This window comes from Rodentibacter haemolyticus (genome assembly GCF_015356115.1).
Taxonomy (GTDB): Bacteria; Pseudomonadota; Gammaproteobacteria; order Enterobacterales; family Pasteurellaceae; genus Rodentibacter; species Rodentibacter haemolyticus.
Map to the genome: position 1 here is coordinate 1,323,355 of NZ_CP063056.1, position 18,245 is coordinate 1,341,599.

Consider the following 18,245-nt stretch of genomic DNA (forward strand, 5'->3'; position numbering starts at 1 on the left):
TGCCTGTTCTATAAGACAGAGTGCTTTGGGGAAAGTTCATAAGAAATTGGTAATTTCTTAAAGAAATTTATAACACAATGATTTAAGAGGAAAAATTTATGCCGTTACTTGACAGCTTTAAAGTCGATCACACAAAAATGAATGCGCCCGCTGTGCGTGTTGCCAAAACGATGAATACACCAAAAGGGGATAACATCACCGTTTTTGATTTGCGTTTTTGTATTCCGAACAAAGAAATTTTGCCGCCTAAAGGAATTCACACTCTTGAGCATTTATTTGCCGGATTTATGCGTGATCATTTAAACAACGATAGTGTGGAAATTATTGATATCTCGCCAATGGGTTGTCGCACCGGTTTTTATATGTCATTGATCGGCACACCTGATGAGCAACAAGTGGCGAAAGCATGGTTAGCTTCTATGCAGGATATTTTGAAGGTAAAAGATCAAGCTGAAATTCCGGAATTGAATATTTACCAATGCGGCACATATACCGAACATTCTTTAGAGGAAGCGCACGATATTGCCAAAAATGTCATTACTCGCGGTATCGGTGTGAATAAAAATACCGATCTTACGCTTGATGAATCATTGTTAAAATAAGGAGACAATATGACAACCCTCGGCACGGCATTAACCCCGAATGCGACAAAAGTGATGCTGCTCGGTTCAGGCGAATTAGGTAAAGAAGTTGTGATCGAATTACAACGTCTGGGCGTGGAAGTTATCGCCGTGGATCGCTATGAAAACGCACCGGCACAGCAGGTGGCGCATAGAGCCTATACCATTTCTATGTTAGATGGTGAGGCGCTTAAAGCTTTAGTTGAAAAAGAGAAACCGGATTATATCGTGCCGGAAGTGGAAGCGATTGCTACCGACACCTTGGTAGAACTGGAACAAGCGGGTTTTCATGTTGTACCGACTGCAAAAGCGACCCGACTTACAATGAACCGTGAAGGGATTCGGCGTTTAGCTTCTGAAGAATTGAGTTTGCCTACCTCACCTTACCGATTTGTCGATAATTTTGCCGATTTCCAAAGTGCGGTAGAAAAAATCGGGATTCCTTGCGTGGTAAAACCGATAATGTCTTCTTCCGGTCATGGTCAGAGTATTTTGAAATCAAAAGAGGATTTGCAAAAAGCTTGGGATTACGCACAAGAGGGCGGACGTGCCGGTGCGGGTCGAGTGATAGTGGAAGGGTTTGTTAAATTCGATTATGAAATCACGCTACTCACCGTTCGTCATATTAACGGAACGAGTTTCCTCGCACCAATCGGACACCGTCAAGAAGATGGCGATTACCGCGAATCTTGGCAGCCACAAGCAATGTCGGATATCGCGTTACAAAAAGCACAGTCAATTGCAGAAAAAATTACCGATGCTTTAGGCGGTAGAGGTATTTTCGGGGTTGAAATGTTCGTTTGTGGCGATGACGTGATTTTCAACGAAGTTTCACCGCGTCCGCATGATACCGGTATGGTTACCCTGATTTCCCAAGAATTGTCTGAATTTGCCTTACACGCACGTGCAATTTTAGGTTTGCCTATTCCGGAAATTACTCTCATCAGCCCGTCTGCTTCTAAAGCCATTGTGGTGGAAGGGAAATCGAAAAATGTTCAATTCGGTGGTATTGAAAAAGTGCTTGCTGAGCCTCACACAAACCTCCGTTTATTCGGCAAAGGTGAAGTGAATGGTCATCGCCGTTTAGGTGTGTTGTTGGCGCGTGATATTTCCGTAGAAAAAGCCTTAAATAAAGTAAAAGAGGCTTATGAAAAGTTAGAGATTAATTTATCCTAAATTAATTTGGGTACTGTAATGTTAATATTTTCTTTATTTATACAGTACCCAAATATTAATTAAGTTAATTCTATTAAATTAATTAAATGGAATGAAATCTTTCAGATAATTAGTTTTTTAATTTTTGAATATATAATTGATAAACCGGCAAGTTTTGTAAAACGCTAATTTTTTGTTGATAAGTATTTACATAATGATCCACTGCGGGTTTTACTAATAAGTAATGATCATCTTCCGTAGCTGCTTTTGGAGACCAAAGGTAATCATCAAAGGCAATAACGCCTCCCACACGCACTAAACGATGTGCAAGCAATGCATCAAACAAAACATCAGGCGCTTCGTGAGAGCCATCAATATAAATAAAATCGAAGTAGTTTTCATATCCCTTCGCCAGTAATTCGATCATTTTTTGATGCGATGTCCCTTTGTGTTTAACCATACTCACACCGTCAAAACAATTTAATGCAATAGCGATATTGTGATCAAAATGTTGCTCTACGGTTTTCATATTATATTTACCGATATGTTCAAGTGCGCCTTCCCAGGTATCGATACAATGTAGCTCTATTTGTGGATGATGTTTTAAACTGTTTTCAATAAAAAAGACGGTCGAACGCCCCTCAAAAGAACCGACTTCTAGAAGTTTGGTCGGTTTAATAAAATTAATAATTGCTGTTAGACTTGGAGCATTGTGGTTGAACCAATCCTCTTGGAATTGATATTCTATTGGTTGGTTAGACATAGGTTTTTCCTTATCGTAATTATCAGATTATTTGCGCGTCGTACTCTAGCACACTTTTATCAGCCGGTACAAAGTGCGGTTAAAATTAACTGCACTTTTTGTTTATATTAATGGATTGCCGTAAAACTAAATTGGGATTAAGCGTGATAGTTTGATAATGGCTATCAGGTTCTTTTATACGTTGCAATAAAATTTCTACGGCGAGTTTGCCTAATTCTGCTTTTGGCTGACTTACGGTTGAAAGAGGCGGGGAAAGATAGCGCGCCAATTCAATATCATCATAACCAATCACGGAAATATCTTGCGGAATTTTCAGCCCTTGCTGATGAATCACCTGATAAGCACCCACAGCAATGGTATCGCTGCAACAGAATACGGCTGTCGGGCGATTAGGTGTTGCAAGCAATTTTTTCATACCGACAAAGCCCCCTTCAAAATCGAAATGGCTTTCTATAATCCAAGCCGGATTGGGTTGAATATTCGCTTCAAGTAAGGCTTTTTTATAACCTTCCAAACGATTAACCGCCAAGGATTTTTTTAAATTACCGGTAATAATTCCAATCTTTTTATGATTGGCATCAATCAATGCTTTTGTCGCTAAATAACCCCCCAGTTCTGAATTTTCTAGAATTTTATCGGCATTTAACTCCGTAAACCACCAATCCATCACAACTAAAGGAATCGATGTGGTGATACTTGTTTCCGCATTAAAGCGGCTATCACCGCACATTAGCAATAATCCGTCCACCTGTTTATGGATGAGTGTTTGCAGATTTTGTTGGAGTCGTTTGTTATCACCGCCTGTTGTGGCAATAATGAGATTGTATTGGTGCTGCTGGCAATATTTTTCCACACCTGCCATCACTTCTGCAAAAAACGGATTATTTGTCGCGGTAACAAGCAAACCGATTGTTTTTGTTTCTCTCACCTTTAAACTACGCGCTACGGCTGAAGGCGTATAGTTTAGCTCTGCGACTACCCGCATCACTTTTTCACGAATTTCATCACTCACAAAACGTGAGCCGTTTACTACGTGAGAGACGGTGGAAGTGGAAACCTGCGCTAATCGTGCGATATCTTTCATTGTTGCCATAAAAATATTCCGTTTTTTGACCGCACTTTAGGCATTTGCAAGAAAATTCAGGGTTTCTTGTTTGGTTGGAATAGAAGGCTGTGCGCCTTGTCGGGTCACGCTAATAGCCGCTGCGGCTTGGCCGAATCGAATCGCCTCTTCAAAAGGTTGCCCTTCTAACAATGCGGTAATAAAGCCCCCGTTAAAGGTATCACCTGCGGCAGTGGTATCCACCGCTTGCACGCAAAAGCCTGAGATGATTTTACTTTCATTTTTTCGGCTGAAAAATACGCCTTTTGCGCCAAGTGTAATCATCACGCAATCAATGCCTTTTTGATGAAGAACTTGTGCCGCTTTTCTCGCACTTTGCTCATCTGTTACACAAATGCCGGTAAGGATTTCCGCTTCTGTTTCATTTGGCGTAATAATGTCTATCTGGCTTAATAAATCATCAGATAAATGTTGTGCAGGAGCAGGATTTAAGACGACTTTTACGCCGTTTTTCTTGGCGATTTTCGCAGCAAGTTCTATAGCCGGAATCGGTGTTTCCAATTGCATAAGCAAGCAATCGGATTGCGCAATTTGTTCTTCGCTTTGTTTTACCATTTGTTCATTTAAATAAGCATTTGCGCCGCGGGCTATCACAATACTATTTTCACCGGATTGTGCGACTTGAATAAAGGCTATGCCTGTCATTTCTTGTTCGATGGTGGAGATGTGTGCGGTATCAATACCGTCCTGTGTAAAAGCGTTTTTCATGGCTTTCCCGATAGCATCGCCACCGATACAACCGATAAATGAGACATTCGCCCCTAAACGCGAGGCGGCTACAGCTTGATTTGCGCCTTTTCCACCATAAGCAATGCGATAATTTTCACCGGTTAAGGTTTCTCCCGGTTTGGCGAAATAAGGCACAGAAATAATATGATCAACGTTAATGCTGCCGAGAATGGTGAGATTTTTTTTCATATTGAAATCCTACTTTAAACCTATGTTGCACGCTTCTTATATTATAAAGGGCGCATATAATACGCCCATTAGGTATGATATAAAAATAAACTATTCGCTAATTACTTTCAAATCTACGGGAATTTTCGCTTCAACTTTTTCGCCTTTTAAAACTTTGTCGGCTGTAACAACACCAAGTGAACCGATTAAATCCGGTTGCTGCGCTATGGTCGCTGTCATTTTTCCACTTTTCACCGCTTTCACCCCGTCTTCCGTACCATCAAAACCAACCACAATCACTTTTTTGTTTGCCGCTTTAATGGCTCGTAATGCACCTAATGCCATTTCATCATTTTGAGCAAAAATAGCTTGTACATCGGTTTTGCCTGCGAGTAAGTTTTCAGTAACATTCAACCCCTTAGTGCGATCAAAATCTGCCGGTTGACTGGCAAGCACATTGAATTTGTGTTCATCAATGGCTTGTTTAAAACCTTCACCGCGTTCACGTGCAGCCGAAGTACCGGCAATGCCTTCCAGTTGAATGACTTTTGCGCCGTCACCTAATTTTTGTGCGATAAAGTCTCCCGCCATTTTACCGCCGGAAACATTGTCAGAGGCGATATGACTTACCACTTTACCTTTTGTCGCACCGCGATCTAAGGTTATAACCGGAATATTATTACGGTTTGCAATAGCAACGGCATTGCTGACCGCTTCGGAATCGGTTGGGTTAATCAAGAGTACTTTTGCACCTCGAACGGTTAAATCTTCCACATTAGCGAGTTCTTTTGCCGGATCGTTTTGAGAATCCAACACCACGAGTTTATAGCCTAGCTCATCGGCCTTTTTCTGAGCGCCGTCTTTTAATGTAACAAAGAACGGATTATCTAAGGTAGAGACTGCCAAGGCAATGGTATCTTGGGCGGAAGCCGAACCGGAAACGGCTAAACCGAATAGCACGGCGGAAGTAAGTGCGGTTAGTTTTTTCATAATTTCTCCTTGAAGTGAGTTATGGTTTTTTCGTACCAAGATAGTTATCGGCTAAAACGGCAACCAGAATAACTAACGCTTTTGCTATCATTTGATAATAGGATGAGATATCTAATAAATTCAACGCATTATTTAAGAAACCGATAATTAATGCTCCGATCAGTGTTCCCATTACCCGACCTTTACCGCCCATCAAACTGGTTCCACCCACTACAACGGCAGCGATAGCATCCAATTCATAAGATACACCGGCTGTCGGTTGGGCGGAAGAAAGGCGGGAAGTTACAATTAACCCTGCAAGGGCGGATAAGAATCCACTTACGGCAAAGACAAAAACTTTAATTTTATTAACATTGATCCCTGAAAGCTGCGTTGCGGATTCATTGCCGCCTAAGGCATAAATATAACGACCGATTGGGGTGTGTTTTAAAATGTACCACGCAATAGCAAATACGGCGGTCATAATCCAAATTGGCACGGGAATACCTAGAAAGTAGCCTGTACCGATGGCGGCAAACACATCCGCATTGTCAGAAAAACCGGTTGTGATTGGACGACCATCAGTATAAACCATCGTTACACCGCGCAATAATGTCATCGTAACAAGGGTTGCAATAAAGGCCTGAACTTTGCCTTTCGCCACAATCACACCACTTGCTCCTCCCAGCAACGTACCAATCAATAAGGTAACGGGAATCACCAATAAAATCGGCAATTCACGACTTACCATGGAGGCGGCGATCGCACCGGTAAGCGCCAAAATTGACCCCACGGAAAGGTCGATTCCTGCAATGAGAATCACGAAAGTCATTCCCACCGCAATAATGGCGTTTACGGAAGTTTGGCGCAAAATGTTCAAAATATTATCCACACTGAAGAAATCCGGATTTATCATTGAAACGATAGCAATAAGGATAATCAGTGCAATAAATGAACGTTGTTCAATTAAAAAGTTACCTATTTGGAAACGGGAAGTCTTAGTTTTCATCATATTTTTTACCTATTTATCGTGAACTAAGTTAAAACGGATACAAAATCGCAAACCGAAGATTTAATTCACGCTATGTTTACCGACGGCGGCAGCCAATAATTTCTCTTGTGTTGCTTCTTCACGGGAAAATTCCGCACTGATTTTGCCTTCTCGCATGACTAAAATACGGTCGCTCATACCCAAAACTTCCGGCATATCAGAAGAAATCATCAAAATACTTAAACCTTCTTTTTTAAATTCATTAATAAGCTGATAAATTTCTTTACGGGCACCTACATCTACACCGCGTGTGGGTTCATCTAAAATCAACACATTTGGGCGAGTCATCAAGCCACGGGCAATCGCTACTTTTTGTTGATTTCCTCCGGAGAGCAAGCCTACCGGCTGATTGCGACTCGGCGTTTTAATATTGAACATTGAAATAAAATCGTCCACCGCCATCGTTTCCGCTTGATGACGAATGTGTCCCTTTTGAGAAAAATGTTCAAGGGAAGTAAGCGACATATTTTCTTTAACCGACATACCTAAAATCAGCCCGTCACCTTTGCGATCTTCGGAAATATAGACAATGCCGTTGTCCAATCCGTCTTGTGGGTTGCGATTTTCAATCTCTTGATTTTTTAACCGCACTTTCCCCGCTGTTTTCGGCAATGCCCCATAAAGTAATTTTCCGAGTTCTGTTCTTCCTGCGCCCATTAAACCGGATACGCCGACAATTTCACCTTCATATAATTTGAAGGAAACATCATTAATGCCGCTACCGCCTAGCTGTTCCACATCCAACACGCACGCCCCCTTCGGTTGGATTAACTGCGGATATTGTTCGTCTAAACGGCGGCCTACCATCATTTCGATTAAATCGTCTTCGGTGATGTCTGCGACAGCACGTTCGCCGATAAATTGACCGTCACGTAAAACGGTCACATCATCACAAATTTGAAAGATTTCTTTTAAACGGTGTGAAATGTACACAATGCCTCGATTTTCAGCCTTAAGTTCTTCAATGACTTTGAACAAGGCTTCGGTTTCTGTATCCGTAAGGGCATCGGTCGGCTCATCCATAATGATGACGCCGGATTCAAAGCTTAACGCCTTGGCGATCTCTACCATTTGTTGTTCACCGATAGAAAGTTCGCCGCACAATTTTTCGCTGCTATGGCTCATACCTAAGCGGCTCAAGAGTTTATCCGCCTCTTGGTGCATTTTTTGCCAGTTGATTGCGCCCCATGGCGTTTTAAATTCACGACCTAAAAAAATGTTTTCGGCGATCGTCAAATTATTCACCAAATTTAATTCTTGGTGAATGATACTAATCCCCGCCTCTTGTGAATTTTTCGGGCCTTTAAATGCCACTTTTCTACCGAGATACTCAATCGTACCGGCATCTTTGCTATAAATACCGGTGAGCACTTTCATTAAGGTAGATTTACCCGCGCCGTTTTCACCCATCAATGCCATCACACGCCCGGCATAGACTGATAAACAAGCATTGTTTAATGCCTTTACACCGGGAAAAGATTTATCCACACCGCTAATCTTAAGTAGAGTTTCCATATTTTTACCTTTAATTAAAACGGCACGCCGGAATATAAAATCACGTTGGCGTAAGGCGAACATTCACCGCTACGCACAATGGCTTTACTATGTTGAGAATATCGTTTGAAGGTTTCGTGTGGTACAAATTCCACTTGAATATGATTGCCCTGATTCACTTCGAGATTGCGAAGTTTTGTCAAAAGTGCGGTCAAAATTTCAGGATTTTTTTCTTTGATTTCTTCTGCAATAACGGCACGTTCAACAAACATTTCACTGATAACGCCTTCTAAGGTTTGGAGAAAACTTGGAATACCGGCAGTGAGAGCAAGATCTATCCGTTCCATATTGACAGGAATCGGCAACCCCGCATCACAAACAGTTAAACTTTCCGTATGTCCCAAGGTGGCAATGCAATGAGAAAGTCGGGCATTTAATAAAGCTGTTTTTTTCATTCTAAACCTCTTTTCATATCATCGAAACGTTTCGATATTTACTAAAAGGATAATAGAGACATAAACGGAAATACAACCACTAATTTTCAAATTTGAGATAATGATCACAAAATTTTTGAATGAAGTGCGTAATCAGAGTGTATTATTTACCTTTACGATGGTATAACGGAACAGGAATTTGTGAATAAATATTGCATATTAATTCAAAAATTAATAATATATATTCAGATTTATGGTGTTGTGTAGCAGTTGCACGAAGAGAAATTTATATCCAATGTTTATCTGGAGAGGGTGCGTTAGCCATAAGCGTAACGCACCTTTCGATCAATTCATCAATAATTTCATTACGGTGTGTTACGGCTTCGCCTAATGTCTCTCTACGACGATTTGTGCAACTGCAACATAATACCGCAAAACAGAGGTCAGATATGCAAACACAGGAGAACAGATGATGAAAAAACAACTTTTACTCGGAATTTTAATCGGTATGGGAATGGCTGCAAATGCCGAAGAATTAACTTTTGGTACTGAACCAAGTTATCCGCCGTTTGAAGCGACAACCGAAAAAGGTGAGCTTGTGGGATTTGATATTGATATTGCACAGGCGATCTGTAAGGAAATTCAAGCGACTTGCCATTTCAAAACCCAACCTTTTGATGCTTTAATTCCAAGTCTAAAAGCAAAACGTTTTGATGCGGCAATGTCGGCAATTGATATTACGCCGGCACGTGAAAAACAGGTTTTATTTAGCGATCCTTACTATGACAGCTCCGCAAGCTACATAGCATTAAAAGGAAAGGGAAATCTAACTACCGCAAAAAATATCGGCGTGCAAAACGGCTCTACTTTCCAACAATATACGGTGACGGAAACGCCCCAATACACACCGAAATCTTATGTAAATTTACAAGATGCCGTTTTAGATTTACAAAACGGTCGGATTGATATTGTGTTAAGTGATACAGCATTGTTGGCGGATATTATTGCAAAAGAACCCAATCTTGAATTTGTGGGTGAGAAAGTAATGAATGCAAAATATTTCGGAAGCGGTGTCGGCATCGCCCTACATAAATCGAACAAAGCACTGCAAGAACGGTTAAACCAAGGGCTGAAAATTATTAAAGAAAACGGTGAATACCAAAAAATCTATGATAAATGGATGAAAAAGTAAGTTAAAAAAACGCTTTGAAAATTATACACAATCGCTTTGAGCGATTGTTATGCCTTACGGCACCGTTGGCAAGCCAACGTTTAAAATCTAAAGATTTTGTGACCGCATTTTGAGGCTAAAGATCAAAGTGCGGTTTGTTTTTAGTAGAAATTTGGTAAAGTTGATTTCTTAAATCGCAAAGGGGACAGGTAAGCGACCTAATTTTTGATTTTATTTTTGCGCTATTATGTTGCAGTTGCACAAATCATCGTAGGGTGCGTTACGGCTTCGTCTAACGACACCCAACCCTAAGAAACCTCGAAGATAAAATTCCCTTTGTGCACCTGATACATAATACAGAATTTTTGTAAAATAGGCGTTCAAATTTCACCGCTTGTTAGCAATTCTGACAACAGTGGCTTATGAATCGGGATAACTCCCATCTCAAGTCCCATCGGACGAAAGATTTGGTTTAGTGTCTCTACACTGTAATTGCCTTTATCATTTTCAATCTCTGAGAGGGTAAGACGTGAAACTTTCACCAGTTGGCAATAGCGTTCTTGGCTAATGCCCAGCACCTCTACCCGTAATTTCCGCAACGCTTGCCCTTGGGTAATTTTCCCTTGCAAGAGCTGTTTTAAAATAGCATTTCGCATTTTTGTGCGTTCAATAGGCTGTGCTTTTTGCCCTTTTTTCCGTGCCGTCATAACAGTTTCCACCGTTGTAATTTTTCGGGTAAATAATCAAAACCTATGGCAGGGAAAGTTAAAATAGCTTGCGGAACTCCACGTTTGGTGAGACGAGCTTTTAAATCCACTAAATCCAAAGCTAATTGTTGTAGCGATCGGAATAAGATTTCAGGGGAGGCAAGATCCGCAAAAAGTTCGCAAATCCCTTCAAAGTCATATTCCCCTGCTTGCTCCCATTTTCTCCCCCACGTCATTGTGCGGATAATTCCATCCGGGTCAGCTCGCATTGGCGCAAAATCATAAATTGGAGCAAGCCAAATATGGGTTTCGTTTCTTAAAAAGGACGTATTTCGTCCGTGATTATCACTATTTCCAAAAGCAATATTCAATAAATCTCGCTTAAGCCATTCTGTAATAAAAGCCTCAATATCCGGCATCACTAAACCGGATAACACCATTTTTTGAATCAACTGACGAACCGTTTTTTCTTGATCTAATTCCCCCCCACGCTTTTGAAGCATTGAATAAACCGATTCTACCGCCAAGCGGTCTGTTTTTTCATTTTTTTGCACGCTATCAAAGCGGGGAAGCCATAAAGAAGGGTAGCGATCGCCTTCTTCTAATTGCATTTTGTGAGTATCTATTGTTGAAAACCCCATTGAGGCGATTTCTTGATAATAGTAAAATTCTGCCCGTAAAATATCACAATCAAGTGGCGTCCGTTTCCCTCGAGGGAATTTTACGAGATAGTAATCATCGTTTTCCTGCCCTGTTTGTAAATTATCAATCCATACCTGTTGAGCTTTTCGCCGTAGCAATAATTTAGGGGCTTCGCCACCCGCTCCCGTAGCACCTCCGACTATTGCCCCGCTTTGATGAGCATATTCAAGGAAATCACTCTGCCGATTTAACACCGCTTCTAAGGGAAAATCACGCTTCTCTATTTCAGGTGGCAGTGCCTCTTTAATTCGCAAATTTCCAATCGGTGAAATAGCTCCATGCTTTAACAAAAGATAATTTTGCTGATGACTTGATAAATCCTGAATAGCTAGTGCTTCTAGCCAATAGCGGCGACTTGCTCCTGCCGGAACAATATCATCTAAGAATGTATGCCAATCTAAATGACGTTCGATAAAAAAATCAACAGGATAGTTTATCGAAATAGCACTAGAGCCTGCTTCGTCAAAAAAACGGAGTACGTAATCATTTTCGTACTGGATATCTATTAATTTATAATCGGTGTCAAACCTTAAAATAGCTACATCAACCCATTGCGATTCTGAAAAAATTTGAAGTGTGAGATTATTCATATTGTTAGATATATCAAACAAAATTGTCCTTTTTTAGCACCATTTGAAAGATATATCAAACAATTTTTTCAAAAATTATCATAAAATTTGACCACCGACATTTGGGTAAGCCTATTTTAGCTACCGCAAAAAATATTGGCGAGCAAGACGGATGGTGAATACCAAAAAATCCATGACAAATAGATGAAAAAGTAAGTTAAAAAACGCAGTGAAAATTATACACAATCGCTTTGAGCGATTGTTATGCCTTACGGCACCGTTGGCAAGCCAACGTTCAAAATCTAAAGATTTTGTGACCGCACTTTGAGGTTAAAGATCAAAGTGCGGTTTGTTTTTTGGTAGAATTTTGATGAAGTAATATATCGAAATATTTGCTTTCTTAATCCGCTTTTGAATTATTGATTGATTTTTCATTAAAATTTATAATCTTGCCCGTAATTTATTGACAACAAAACGGTACAATTAATAATGATGAACACGCACGCACGCACGCACGCACGCACGCACGCACGCACGCACGCACGCACGCACGCACGCACGCACGCACGCACGCACGCACGCACGCACGCACGCACGCACGCACGCACGCACGCACGCCTAGCCTAATCTTTCCTTTCTCTGATTGCAAAGGGTGTCTCCAAACAGGAGGGCAGCCCAATGCAAATTAAATCCAAACGACGGGTTGCCGATTTCGGCGAAGTTTACACCAACGAGCGAGAAGTTAATGCAATGCTCGATTTGGTGAAACACCAAACGACCAATCCCGATAAAACTTTCTTAGAGCCTGCTTGTGGCACGGGCAATTTTCTGGTGGCGATTTTAAACCGAAAATTGACCGCTCTTTCGCACAAATACAAAAAACTTCAATTTGATTATGAACGCTATGCTGTCATTGCCGTTGGTAGTTTATACGGCATTGAGCTATTAGCCGACAACGTCGCTACCTGCCGTCAGCGGTTGCTGGATTGTTTCGTTCAGCATTATCAAACACTTTTCCCTAATACTTACAAAACCGACTGTATCCGCACGGTTGAATTTATTTTAAGCCGAAACATTCTCTGTGGCGATGCCCTTTCCCTTAAAACCGGTAATGGGCAGCCGATTATTTTTAGCGAATGGAAAATGCCCTTTGGTAATGAAATCAAACGGCGGGATTTTGTGTACCGTGATTTGGTGGAGAACCTAAGCGATCTCCCCCTCTTTTCCGATGAGGGCGAACAAGCCTTTATTCCCGAACCTATCTGCGACTATCCCCCTATTCATTTTTTGGCACTCGGTAAGGAGCTAGGCAAATGACCGATTTATCCCAACTCAACTACAACCCTGATGTTTTAAATTGTTTGGCGAATTTATCCAATGATGAGGTCTTTACGCCACCGGAAATGGTCAATCAAATGTTGGATCGATTGCCTGAGGATTTGTGGACGAACCCCAACGCCAAATTTCTTGACCCTGTGTGTAAATCGGGCGTGTTTTTGCGGGAAATCGCCAAGCGGTTAATTGATGGCTTAAAAACGCAAATCCCTGATTTACAAGCACGGTTAGACCATATTTACACCCAACAACTTTACGGTATTGCGATTACCGAACTGACCGCCTTAATTTCCCGCCGTAGCCTCTATTGCTCCAAAAAAGCCAATGGTGAAAATTCCATTTGCCATGAATTTAATGATGAAGAGGGCAATATTTTCAAACCTCAAAGTGAGCATAGTTGGGAGGGCGGAAAATGTACGGAATGTGGTGCAAGCCAAGACGTTTACGACCGCTTAACAATGGAAAACCACGCCTATGGCTTTATTCATTCGCAAGCCAGACAACAACTAGGATTAGAAAATATGCAATTTGATGTCATTATCGGTAATCCGCCGTATCAATTAAACGTTGGAATAGAAAATAAAAGTTTTGCTATTCCTATATACCATAAATTTATTCAACAAGCGAAAAAACTCAAACCAAATTATTTAATAATGATTGTTCCATCGCGTTGGTTTGCTGGTGGAAGGGGATTGGACGAATTTCGTGATGAAATGCTGAATGACAAACGCATTAAAGAAATTCACGATTTTCCTAATGCAGCGGATTGTTTTCCGGGTGTAGAAGTTAAAGGTGGTGTGAATTATTTTCTTTGGGAAAAGGATTATCAAGGAGATTGTCTTATTAGTACTTATGATAAAGGTGTATTAACATCAAAAATGATCAGACCTTTAAGAGAGGAAGGGGTTAATGTATTTATAAGGGATAATGAGGGTATAGATATTTTTAGAAAAATTAGGGCTGTTAAAGAAAAATCATTTTCTGATCTTATAAGTGTTCAAACACCTTTTGGTTTATTAAGTTCGTTTAAAGAGTATTCTAAGATGAAATTTAATGGAGCTATAAAAATATATGGAAATCAATATGTTGGTTATATAACTAAGGATAGGGTTGTAAAAAATCAACAATGGATAGATAAACATAAAATATTTTTTCCAAAAGCTATTGGTTCAGGAAATACAAAAACAGATAGGATAAATGCTATTTATTCAGAGCCTAATTCTGTATGCACTCAAACTTATTTGGTTATAGGACCGTTTGAAGATAAATCAATATGCGAAAATGTTATAAGTTATGTAAATACTAAGTTTTTTCATTTTATATTAGGTTTAAAAAAGAATACGCAAGATGCTATGAGAGGTGTTTATGAATTTGTACCAATACAGGATTTTTCTAAATCCTGGAGTGATGAAGAACTTTATCAAAAATATGGATTAACACAAAATGAAATTGAATTTATTGAAAAAATGGTGCGACCTATGGAGATCGAAAATGTGTAATACTGAAAAAATTTGTTCTATTGCAGATCTATCAAATAAATTAAAAGAGTTAGGAGAGCCAAAAGAAGGCTATACAAGATTTTTTCGTGGGCATTCTGATGAAAGTTATATTTTAGTACCGAGCATTTATCGCTCTAATCTTATTGGGAGTGAAGATAAAATTATTAAAGAAGCTTTTACAAGATGTTCAAGTAGTTTTTTACCGTACGAAACCCTATTTGAGAAATTAACTAAGTTGCAGCATTATGACTATAAAACTCGTTTATTAGATATAAGTAGTAATGTACTGGTTGCTCTTTATTTTTCTATTGCAGAGCATAAAAAACAAAGTGTGGCAAATGCTGATAAAGATGGTGAAATTATAATTTTAGATATTCCTAATTCTGAAATTAAATATAGTGATAGTGATCTAGTATCTATTTTAAGTAATTTAAGTTTAATGAAAAAAGATTTTAATATCAAAAAATGTGAAGATGAAGCAAGGTTGTATGCGATTTGCGAAAAAGTAATGTACGAATCAGAAATGGAAGATAAACGTCAATCCTTAATTAAAGCAGGTAAATCAATACCAGAAACTTATACTAAGTTTTTAGAAATAGGTAAAAAATCAATAGAGGATAAATCATTTATAGAAAAATTTAACCAACAGCCTGAAGTTATAGAGTTGTTAAATTATACTAGACGTGAAAAGCCTAGTTTTAGTCCAAATATAGAACCAGAAAAGCTACATAAAATAGTCGCAGTAAAAGCAAAAGAAAACAATCCTAGAATAATGAGACAGCAAGGTGCTTTTCTTTTATTTGGTATAAATGAAGAAAAAGCAAAACATGTTGAAGTTAATCCTGATTGGATAAGAAAAATAAATGATAAAGATAAACTATTAGTTGATAAAGATTTTAAGGATAAAATTTTAAAAGAACTAAAATCCTTTGGCATTAGCCACCAAGAATTATTCCCCGAATTAGATTCACAGGCGAATGATATTATGGATAAATATAAATAATTACCAATAATAAGTGGTAAATTTCCCCATATTTTTTATAAAACAATCCGCATAACCTACGGATTTAAAATAATGTAATGGGTAGGTACGCCACGCTGGCGTCCGCAATGGTTATCCCATTGATATTATTGATATTTTCAAGACGGACGCCAGCGTGGCGTCCCTACGAAAGATCAGGGAAATACATAACAAGCGGTAATTTTTCCCATATTTTTACAACCCAATCCACAACATTCACAGAGAGAAACACGATGACCGAACCAACCCAAACTTCGCCCCAATCTGACAAATGGGCATTTGATACCCTCAATAAACCGAAAATCTACGCCTATTCCGACCGCACTTTTCCGAATTGCTTGAAAATCGGTTACACCACCCGAACGGCGGCGGAGCGGGTGCGGGAGCAATATTCTACCAAGCGTCCGGAGCAAACGTGGAAAATTGAACTGGAAGAGGTGGCAATTCGGGAGAATGGCTCGCTGTTTAAAGATTTTGATGTGCATAAAGTGCTGAAAAAGCAAGGCGTTCGGCAGATTAACGGTGAGTGGTTTGAATGCGATTTGGCAACCTTAAAAGCGGCGTTAATTGAGGTGAAAACAGGCGTGAAAAACAGGGAAAAACGTACGCTGAATTTTGCAATGCGTCCCGAACAAGCTCGGGCGGTGGCGAAAACACAAGCCTATTTTGAAAGTTTTAAAGGTGAACGGCTCAATCAGGGCAAAGCCCCCCGCTTTTTATGGAATGCCAAAATGCGGTTTGGAAAAACCTTTGCAGCATATCAATTAGCAAAAGCAATGGGGTGGAAGAAAATCCTGATTTTAACCTTTAAACCGGCAGTGCAAGATGCGTGGCAGACAGATTTGCTTAATCATCGAGATTTTGAAGGCTGGCAATTTGTGGCAAAAGAGAGCGATTTGCAAAAAATTGAAGGAAATCGACCGCTTGTGTGTTTCGGTTCGTTCCAAGATTATTTGGGTAAAACCAAATCAGGTGCAATTAAGCCCAAAAATGAGTGGGTGCATACCACAAATTGGGATTGTGTGATTTTTGATGAATATCATTATGGGGCGTGGCGGGAAAATGCCAAAGATTTATTTGATGGTGAAGAAGACAAAAAAGAGCGGAATTTTTCTGAAAGTGCCGAATTAAAAGAGTTTGACGAAGAGTTGTTGCCGATTACGACTCACCATTATCTCTACCTTTCAGGCACACCGTTTCGTGCCATCACCTCTGGGGAATTTATTGAGGAACAGATTTTTAACTGGACGTATTCGGATGAACAAAAAGCCAAAGCTGAGTGGCGGGTAGAGCAGGGTAAAAATCCTTATTTATCTTTGCCGAAAATGGTGATGATGACCTATCAGCTCCCTGATTCGATTAAAGACGTAGCACGCAAAGGCGAGTTTAATGAATTTGATCTAAACCTGTTTTTTGAGGCAAAAGGGCAGGGCGAACAGGCTGTGTTTACCTATAAAAACGAAGTGCAAAAATGGTTGGATTTTATTCAAAATAAATTGCCTGAATTAACGGTTGATACGTTGAAAATGGGGGCGAAAAAACCGCCGATGCCTTTTTCTGATGTGAATTTATTGGGCTGTTTATTGCACACTTTTTGGTTTTTGCCGAATGTGGCAAGCTGTTATGCAATGCGAAATTTGTTGGCGGAAAAACAAAATCAGTTTTTTCATCAATATCAAATTATCGTGGCAGCGGGCAGTGAGGTGGGGATTGGTTTGGCAGCGTTGCCACCCGTGCAAAATGCAATGACAAATAACCCGCTTGCGACCAAAAGCATTACCCTTTCTTGCGGCAAATTGACCACCGGTGTTTCCGTGCCGCCTTGGACGGGGATTTTAATGTTACGCAATGCCAACAGCCCTGAAACCTATTTTCAGGCTGCCTTCCGTGTGCAAACCCCTTGGGTATTGCGAGGCTATGATGATTCAGATCCCAATAATGAAGAGATTTTGAAACAACAATGCTATGTGTTTGATTTTGCCCCCGACCGAGCCTTGCGACAAATTGCCGATTACAGTTGTCGGCTGGATACGGAGCATTCCAATCCGGAACAGAAAGTGGCGGAGTTTATCCATTTCTTGCCTGTGTTAGCCTATGACGGCAGTTCAATGAAACAAATTGATGCGGCAGGTGTGTTGGATATTGCAATGAGTGGGACAACCGCCACGTTACTGGCACGCCGTTGGGAAAGTGCCTTACTGGTAAATGTGGATAACGATACGCTAAAACGCTTAATGGGCGATGAAAAGGCGATGAAAGCGTTAATGAACATTGAGGGATTTCGTTCATTAAATCAGGATATTGAAACCATTATTAATAAATCGGAAGCGGTGAAAAAAGCGAAAAAAGAGAAAGGTGAAGATCTAACCGACAAAGAGAAAAAAGAGCTAAGTGCGGAAGAAAAAGAGTATAAATCGCTGCGTAAACAGGTGCAGGAAAAGCTGATTAAATTTGCGACACGTATTCCGGTGTTTATGTATCTGACTGATTATCGGGAGCATTGTTTGCGTGATGTGATTACTCAACTAGAACCCCGATTGTTCTATAAGGTTACGGGTTTAACCCAAAAAGATTTCGAGTTACTGGTTAATTTGAATGTATTTAATGAAAGTTTGATGAATGATGCGGTGTATAAATTCAAACGCTATGAAGACAGTAGTTTGCAATATTCAATACGTCCTAAAAAAATGGGGCTATATAGTACAGTAATAGAATGGTAAAGAATTATAAGCAAA

General features: G+C 40.0%; 16 protein-coding genes. 7 read left to right on the plus strand and 9 right to left on the minus strand.

The genetic code is table 11. The features are described from left to right. Nucleotides 1-98: 98 nt before the first annotated feature. Together luxS and purT are read left to right on the plus strand one after the other, a co-directional pair. Nucleotides 99-602 carry an S-ribosylhomocysteine lyase gene (gene luxS / locus IHV77_RS06395; protein ID WP_194811178.1) on the plus strand — a complete coding sequence of 168 codons (504 nt, stop codon included), beginning with the start codon at nucleotides 99-101 and terminating at the stop codon, nucleotides 600-602. A 9-nt stretch (nucleotides 603-611) separates the two neighbouring features. Further along, nucleotides 612-1,796, plus strand: coding sequence for a formate-dependent phosphoribosylglycinamide formyltransferase (gene purT / locus IHV77_RS06400; RefSeq protein ID WP_194811179.1), 1,185 nt, complete (start codon nucleotides 612-614; stop codon nucleotides 1,794-1,796). A 109-nt stretch (nucleotides 1,797-1,905) separates the two neighbouring features. Here purT and IHV77_RS06405 read toward each other — a convergent pair whose 3' ends face one another. From IHV77_RS06405 to rbsD, 7 genes are all read right to left on the minus strand, one after another. After that, nucleotides 1,906-2,538: a class I SAM-dependent methyltransferase gene (locus tag IHV77_RS06405; RefSeq protein WP_194811180.1), complete on the minus strand. Its 633-nt coding sequence runs from the start codon at nucleotides 2,536-2,538 to the stop codon at nucleotides 1,906-1,908. Nucleotides 2,539-2,623: 85 nt separating this feature from the next. Beyond that, a complete protein-coding gene (locus IHV77_RS06410; protein WP_194811181.1) occupies nucleotides 2,624-3,631 on the minus strand; it encodes a substrate-binding domain-containing protein in 1,008 nt (335 codons plus the stop codon). Between the two features lie 27 nt (nucleotides 3,632-3,658). Beyond that, the gene (rbsK, locus tag IHV77_RS06415) at nucleotides 3,659-4,579 is read right to left on the minus strand and encodes a ribokinase (RefSeq protein WP_194811182.1); all 921 of its coding nucleotides are present in this window, start codon (nucleotides 4,577-4,579) and stop codon (nucleotides 3,659-3,661) included. Between the two features lie 90 nt (nucleotides 4,580-4,669). Next, nucleotides 4,670-5,548 carry a ribose ABC transporter substrate-binding protein RbsB gene (rbsB, locus tag IHV77_RS06420; protein WP_194811183.1) on the minus strand — a complete coding sequence of 293 codons (879 nt, stop codon included), beginning with the start codon at nucleotides 5,546-5,548 and terminating at the stop codon, nucleotides 4,670-4,672. 19 nt (nucleotides 5,549-5,567) lie between these two features. Further along, nucleotides 5,568-6,536 (minus strand): ribose ABC transporter permease, encoded by a 969-nt coding sequence (gene rbsC / locus IHV77_RS06425; RefSeq protein ID WP_194813240.1) that lies wholly within the window; start codon nucleotides 6,534-6,536, stop codon nucleotides 5,568-5,570. Between the two features lie 63 nt (nucleotides 6,537-6,599). Continuing rightward, entirely contained in the window at nucleotides 6,600-8,093 is a 1,494-nt protein-coding gene (gene rbsA / locus IHV77_RS06430; RefSeq protein WP_194811184.1) for a ribose ABC transporter ATP-binding protein RbsA, read from the minus strand. A 14-nt stretch (nucleotides 8,094-8,107) separates the two neighbouring features. Continuing rightward, nucleotides 8,108-8,527: a D-ribose pyranase gene (gene rbsD / locus IHV77_RS06435; RefSeq protein ID WP_194811185.1), complete on the minus strand. Its 420-nt coding sequence runs from the start codon at nucleotides 8,525-8,527 to the stop codon at nucleotides 8,108-8,110. A gap of 451 nt (nucleotides 8,528-8,978) precedes the next feature. Here rbsD and IHV77_RS06440 point away from each other — a divergent pair, with 451 nt between their 5' ends. After that, entirely contained in the window at nucleotides 8,979-9,698 is a 720-nt protein-coding gene (locus IHV77_RS06440; protein ID WP_194813241.1) for a lysine/arginine/ornithine ABC transporter substrate-binding protein, read from the plus strand. Nucleotides 9,699-10,057: 359 nt separating this feature from the next. Here IHV77_RS06440 and IHV77_RS06445 read toward each other — a convergent pair whose 3' ends face one another. Beyond that, nucleotides 10,058-10,384, minus strand: a complete 327-nt coding sequence (locus IHV77_RS06445) for a helix-turn-helix domain-containing protein (RefSeq protein WP_194811186.1) — start codon at nucleotides 10,382-10,384, stop codon at nucleotides 10,058-10,060. Then, entirely contained in the window at nucleotides 10,381-11,676 is a 1,296-nt protein-coding gene (locus IHV77_RS06450) for a type II toxin-antitoxin system HipA family toxin (protein ID WP_194813242.1), read from the minus strand. Before IHV77_RS06450 ends, IHV77_RS06445 begins: the two co-directional genes overlap by 4 nt. Nucleotides 11,677-12,333: 657 nt before the next feature. Here IHV77_RS06450 and IHV77_RS06455 point away from each other — a divergent pair. The 4 genes from IHV77_RS06455 to IHV77_RS06470 all read left to right on the plus strand — a co-directional run bounded on the left by IHV77_RS06455 (nucleotide 12,334) and on the right by IHV77_RS06470 (nucleotide 18,230). Beyond that, the gene (locus IHV77_RS06455; protein ID WP_194811187.1) at nucleotides 12,334-12,972 is read left to right on the plus strand and encodes a DNA methyltransferase; all 639 of its coding nucleotides are present in this window, start codon (nucleotides 12,334-12,336) and stop codon (nucleotides 12,970-12,972) included. Then, entirely contained in the window at nucleotides 12,969-14,489 is a 1,521-nt protein-coding gene (locus tag IHV77_RS06460; RefSeq protein ID WP_194811188.1) for an Eco57I restriction-modification methylase domain-containing protein, read from the plus strand. The genes IHV77_RS06455 and IHV77_RS06460 overlap by 4 nt, the downstream gene beginning before the upstream one ends. Next, the gene (locus tag IHV77_RS06465) at nucleotides 14,482-15,492 is read left to right on the plus strand and encodes an FRG domain-containing protein (protein ID WP_194811189.1); all 1,011 of its coding nucleotides are present in this window, start codon (nucleotides 14,482-14,484) and stop codon (nucleotides 15,490-15,492) included. The genes IHV77_RS06460 and IHV77_RS06465 overlap by 8 nt, the downstream gene beginning before the upstream one ends. 251 nt (nucleotides 15,493-15,743) lie before the next feature. Continuing rightward, nucleotides 15,744-18,230, plus strand: a complete 2,487-nt coding sequence (locus IHV77_RS06470) for a GIY-YIG nuclease family protein (RefSeq protein WP_194811190.1) — start codon at nucleotides 15,744-15,746, stop codon at nucleotides 18,228-18,230. Nucleotides 18,231-18,245: the final 15 nt, after the last annotated feature.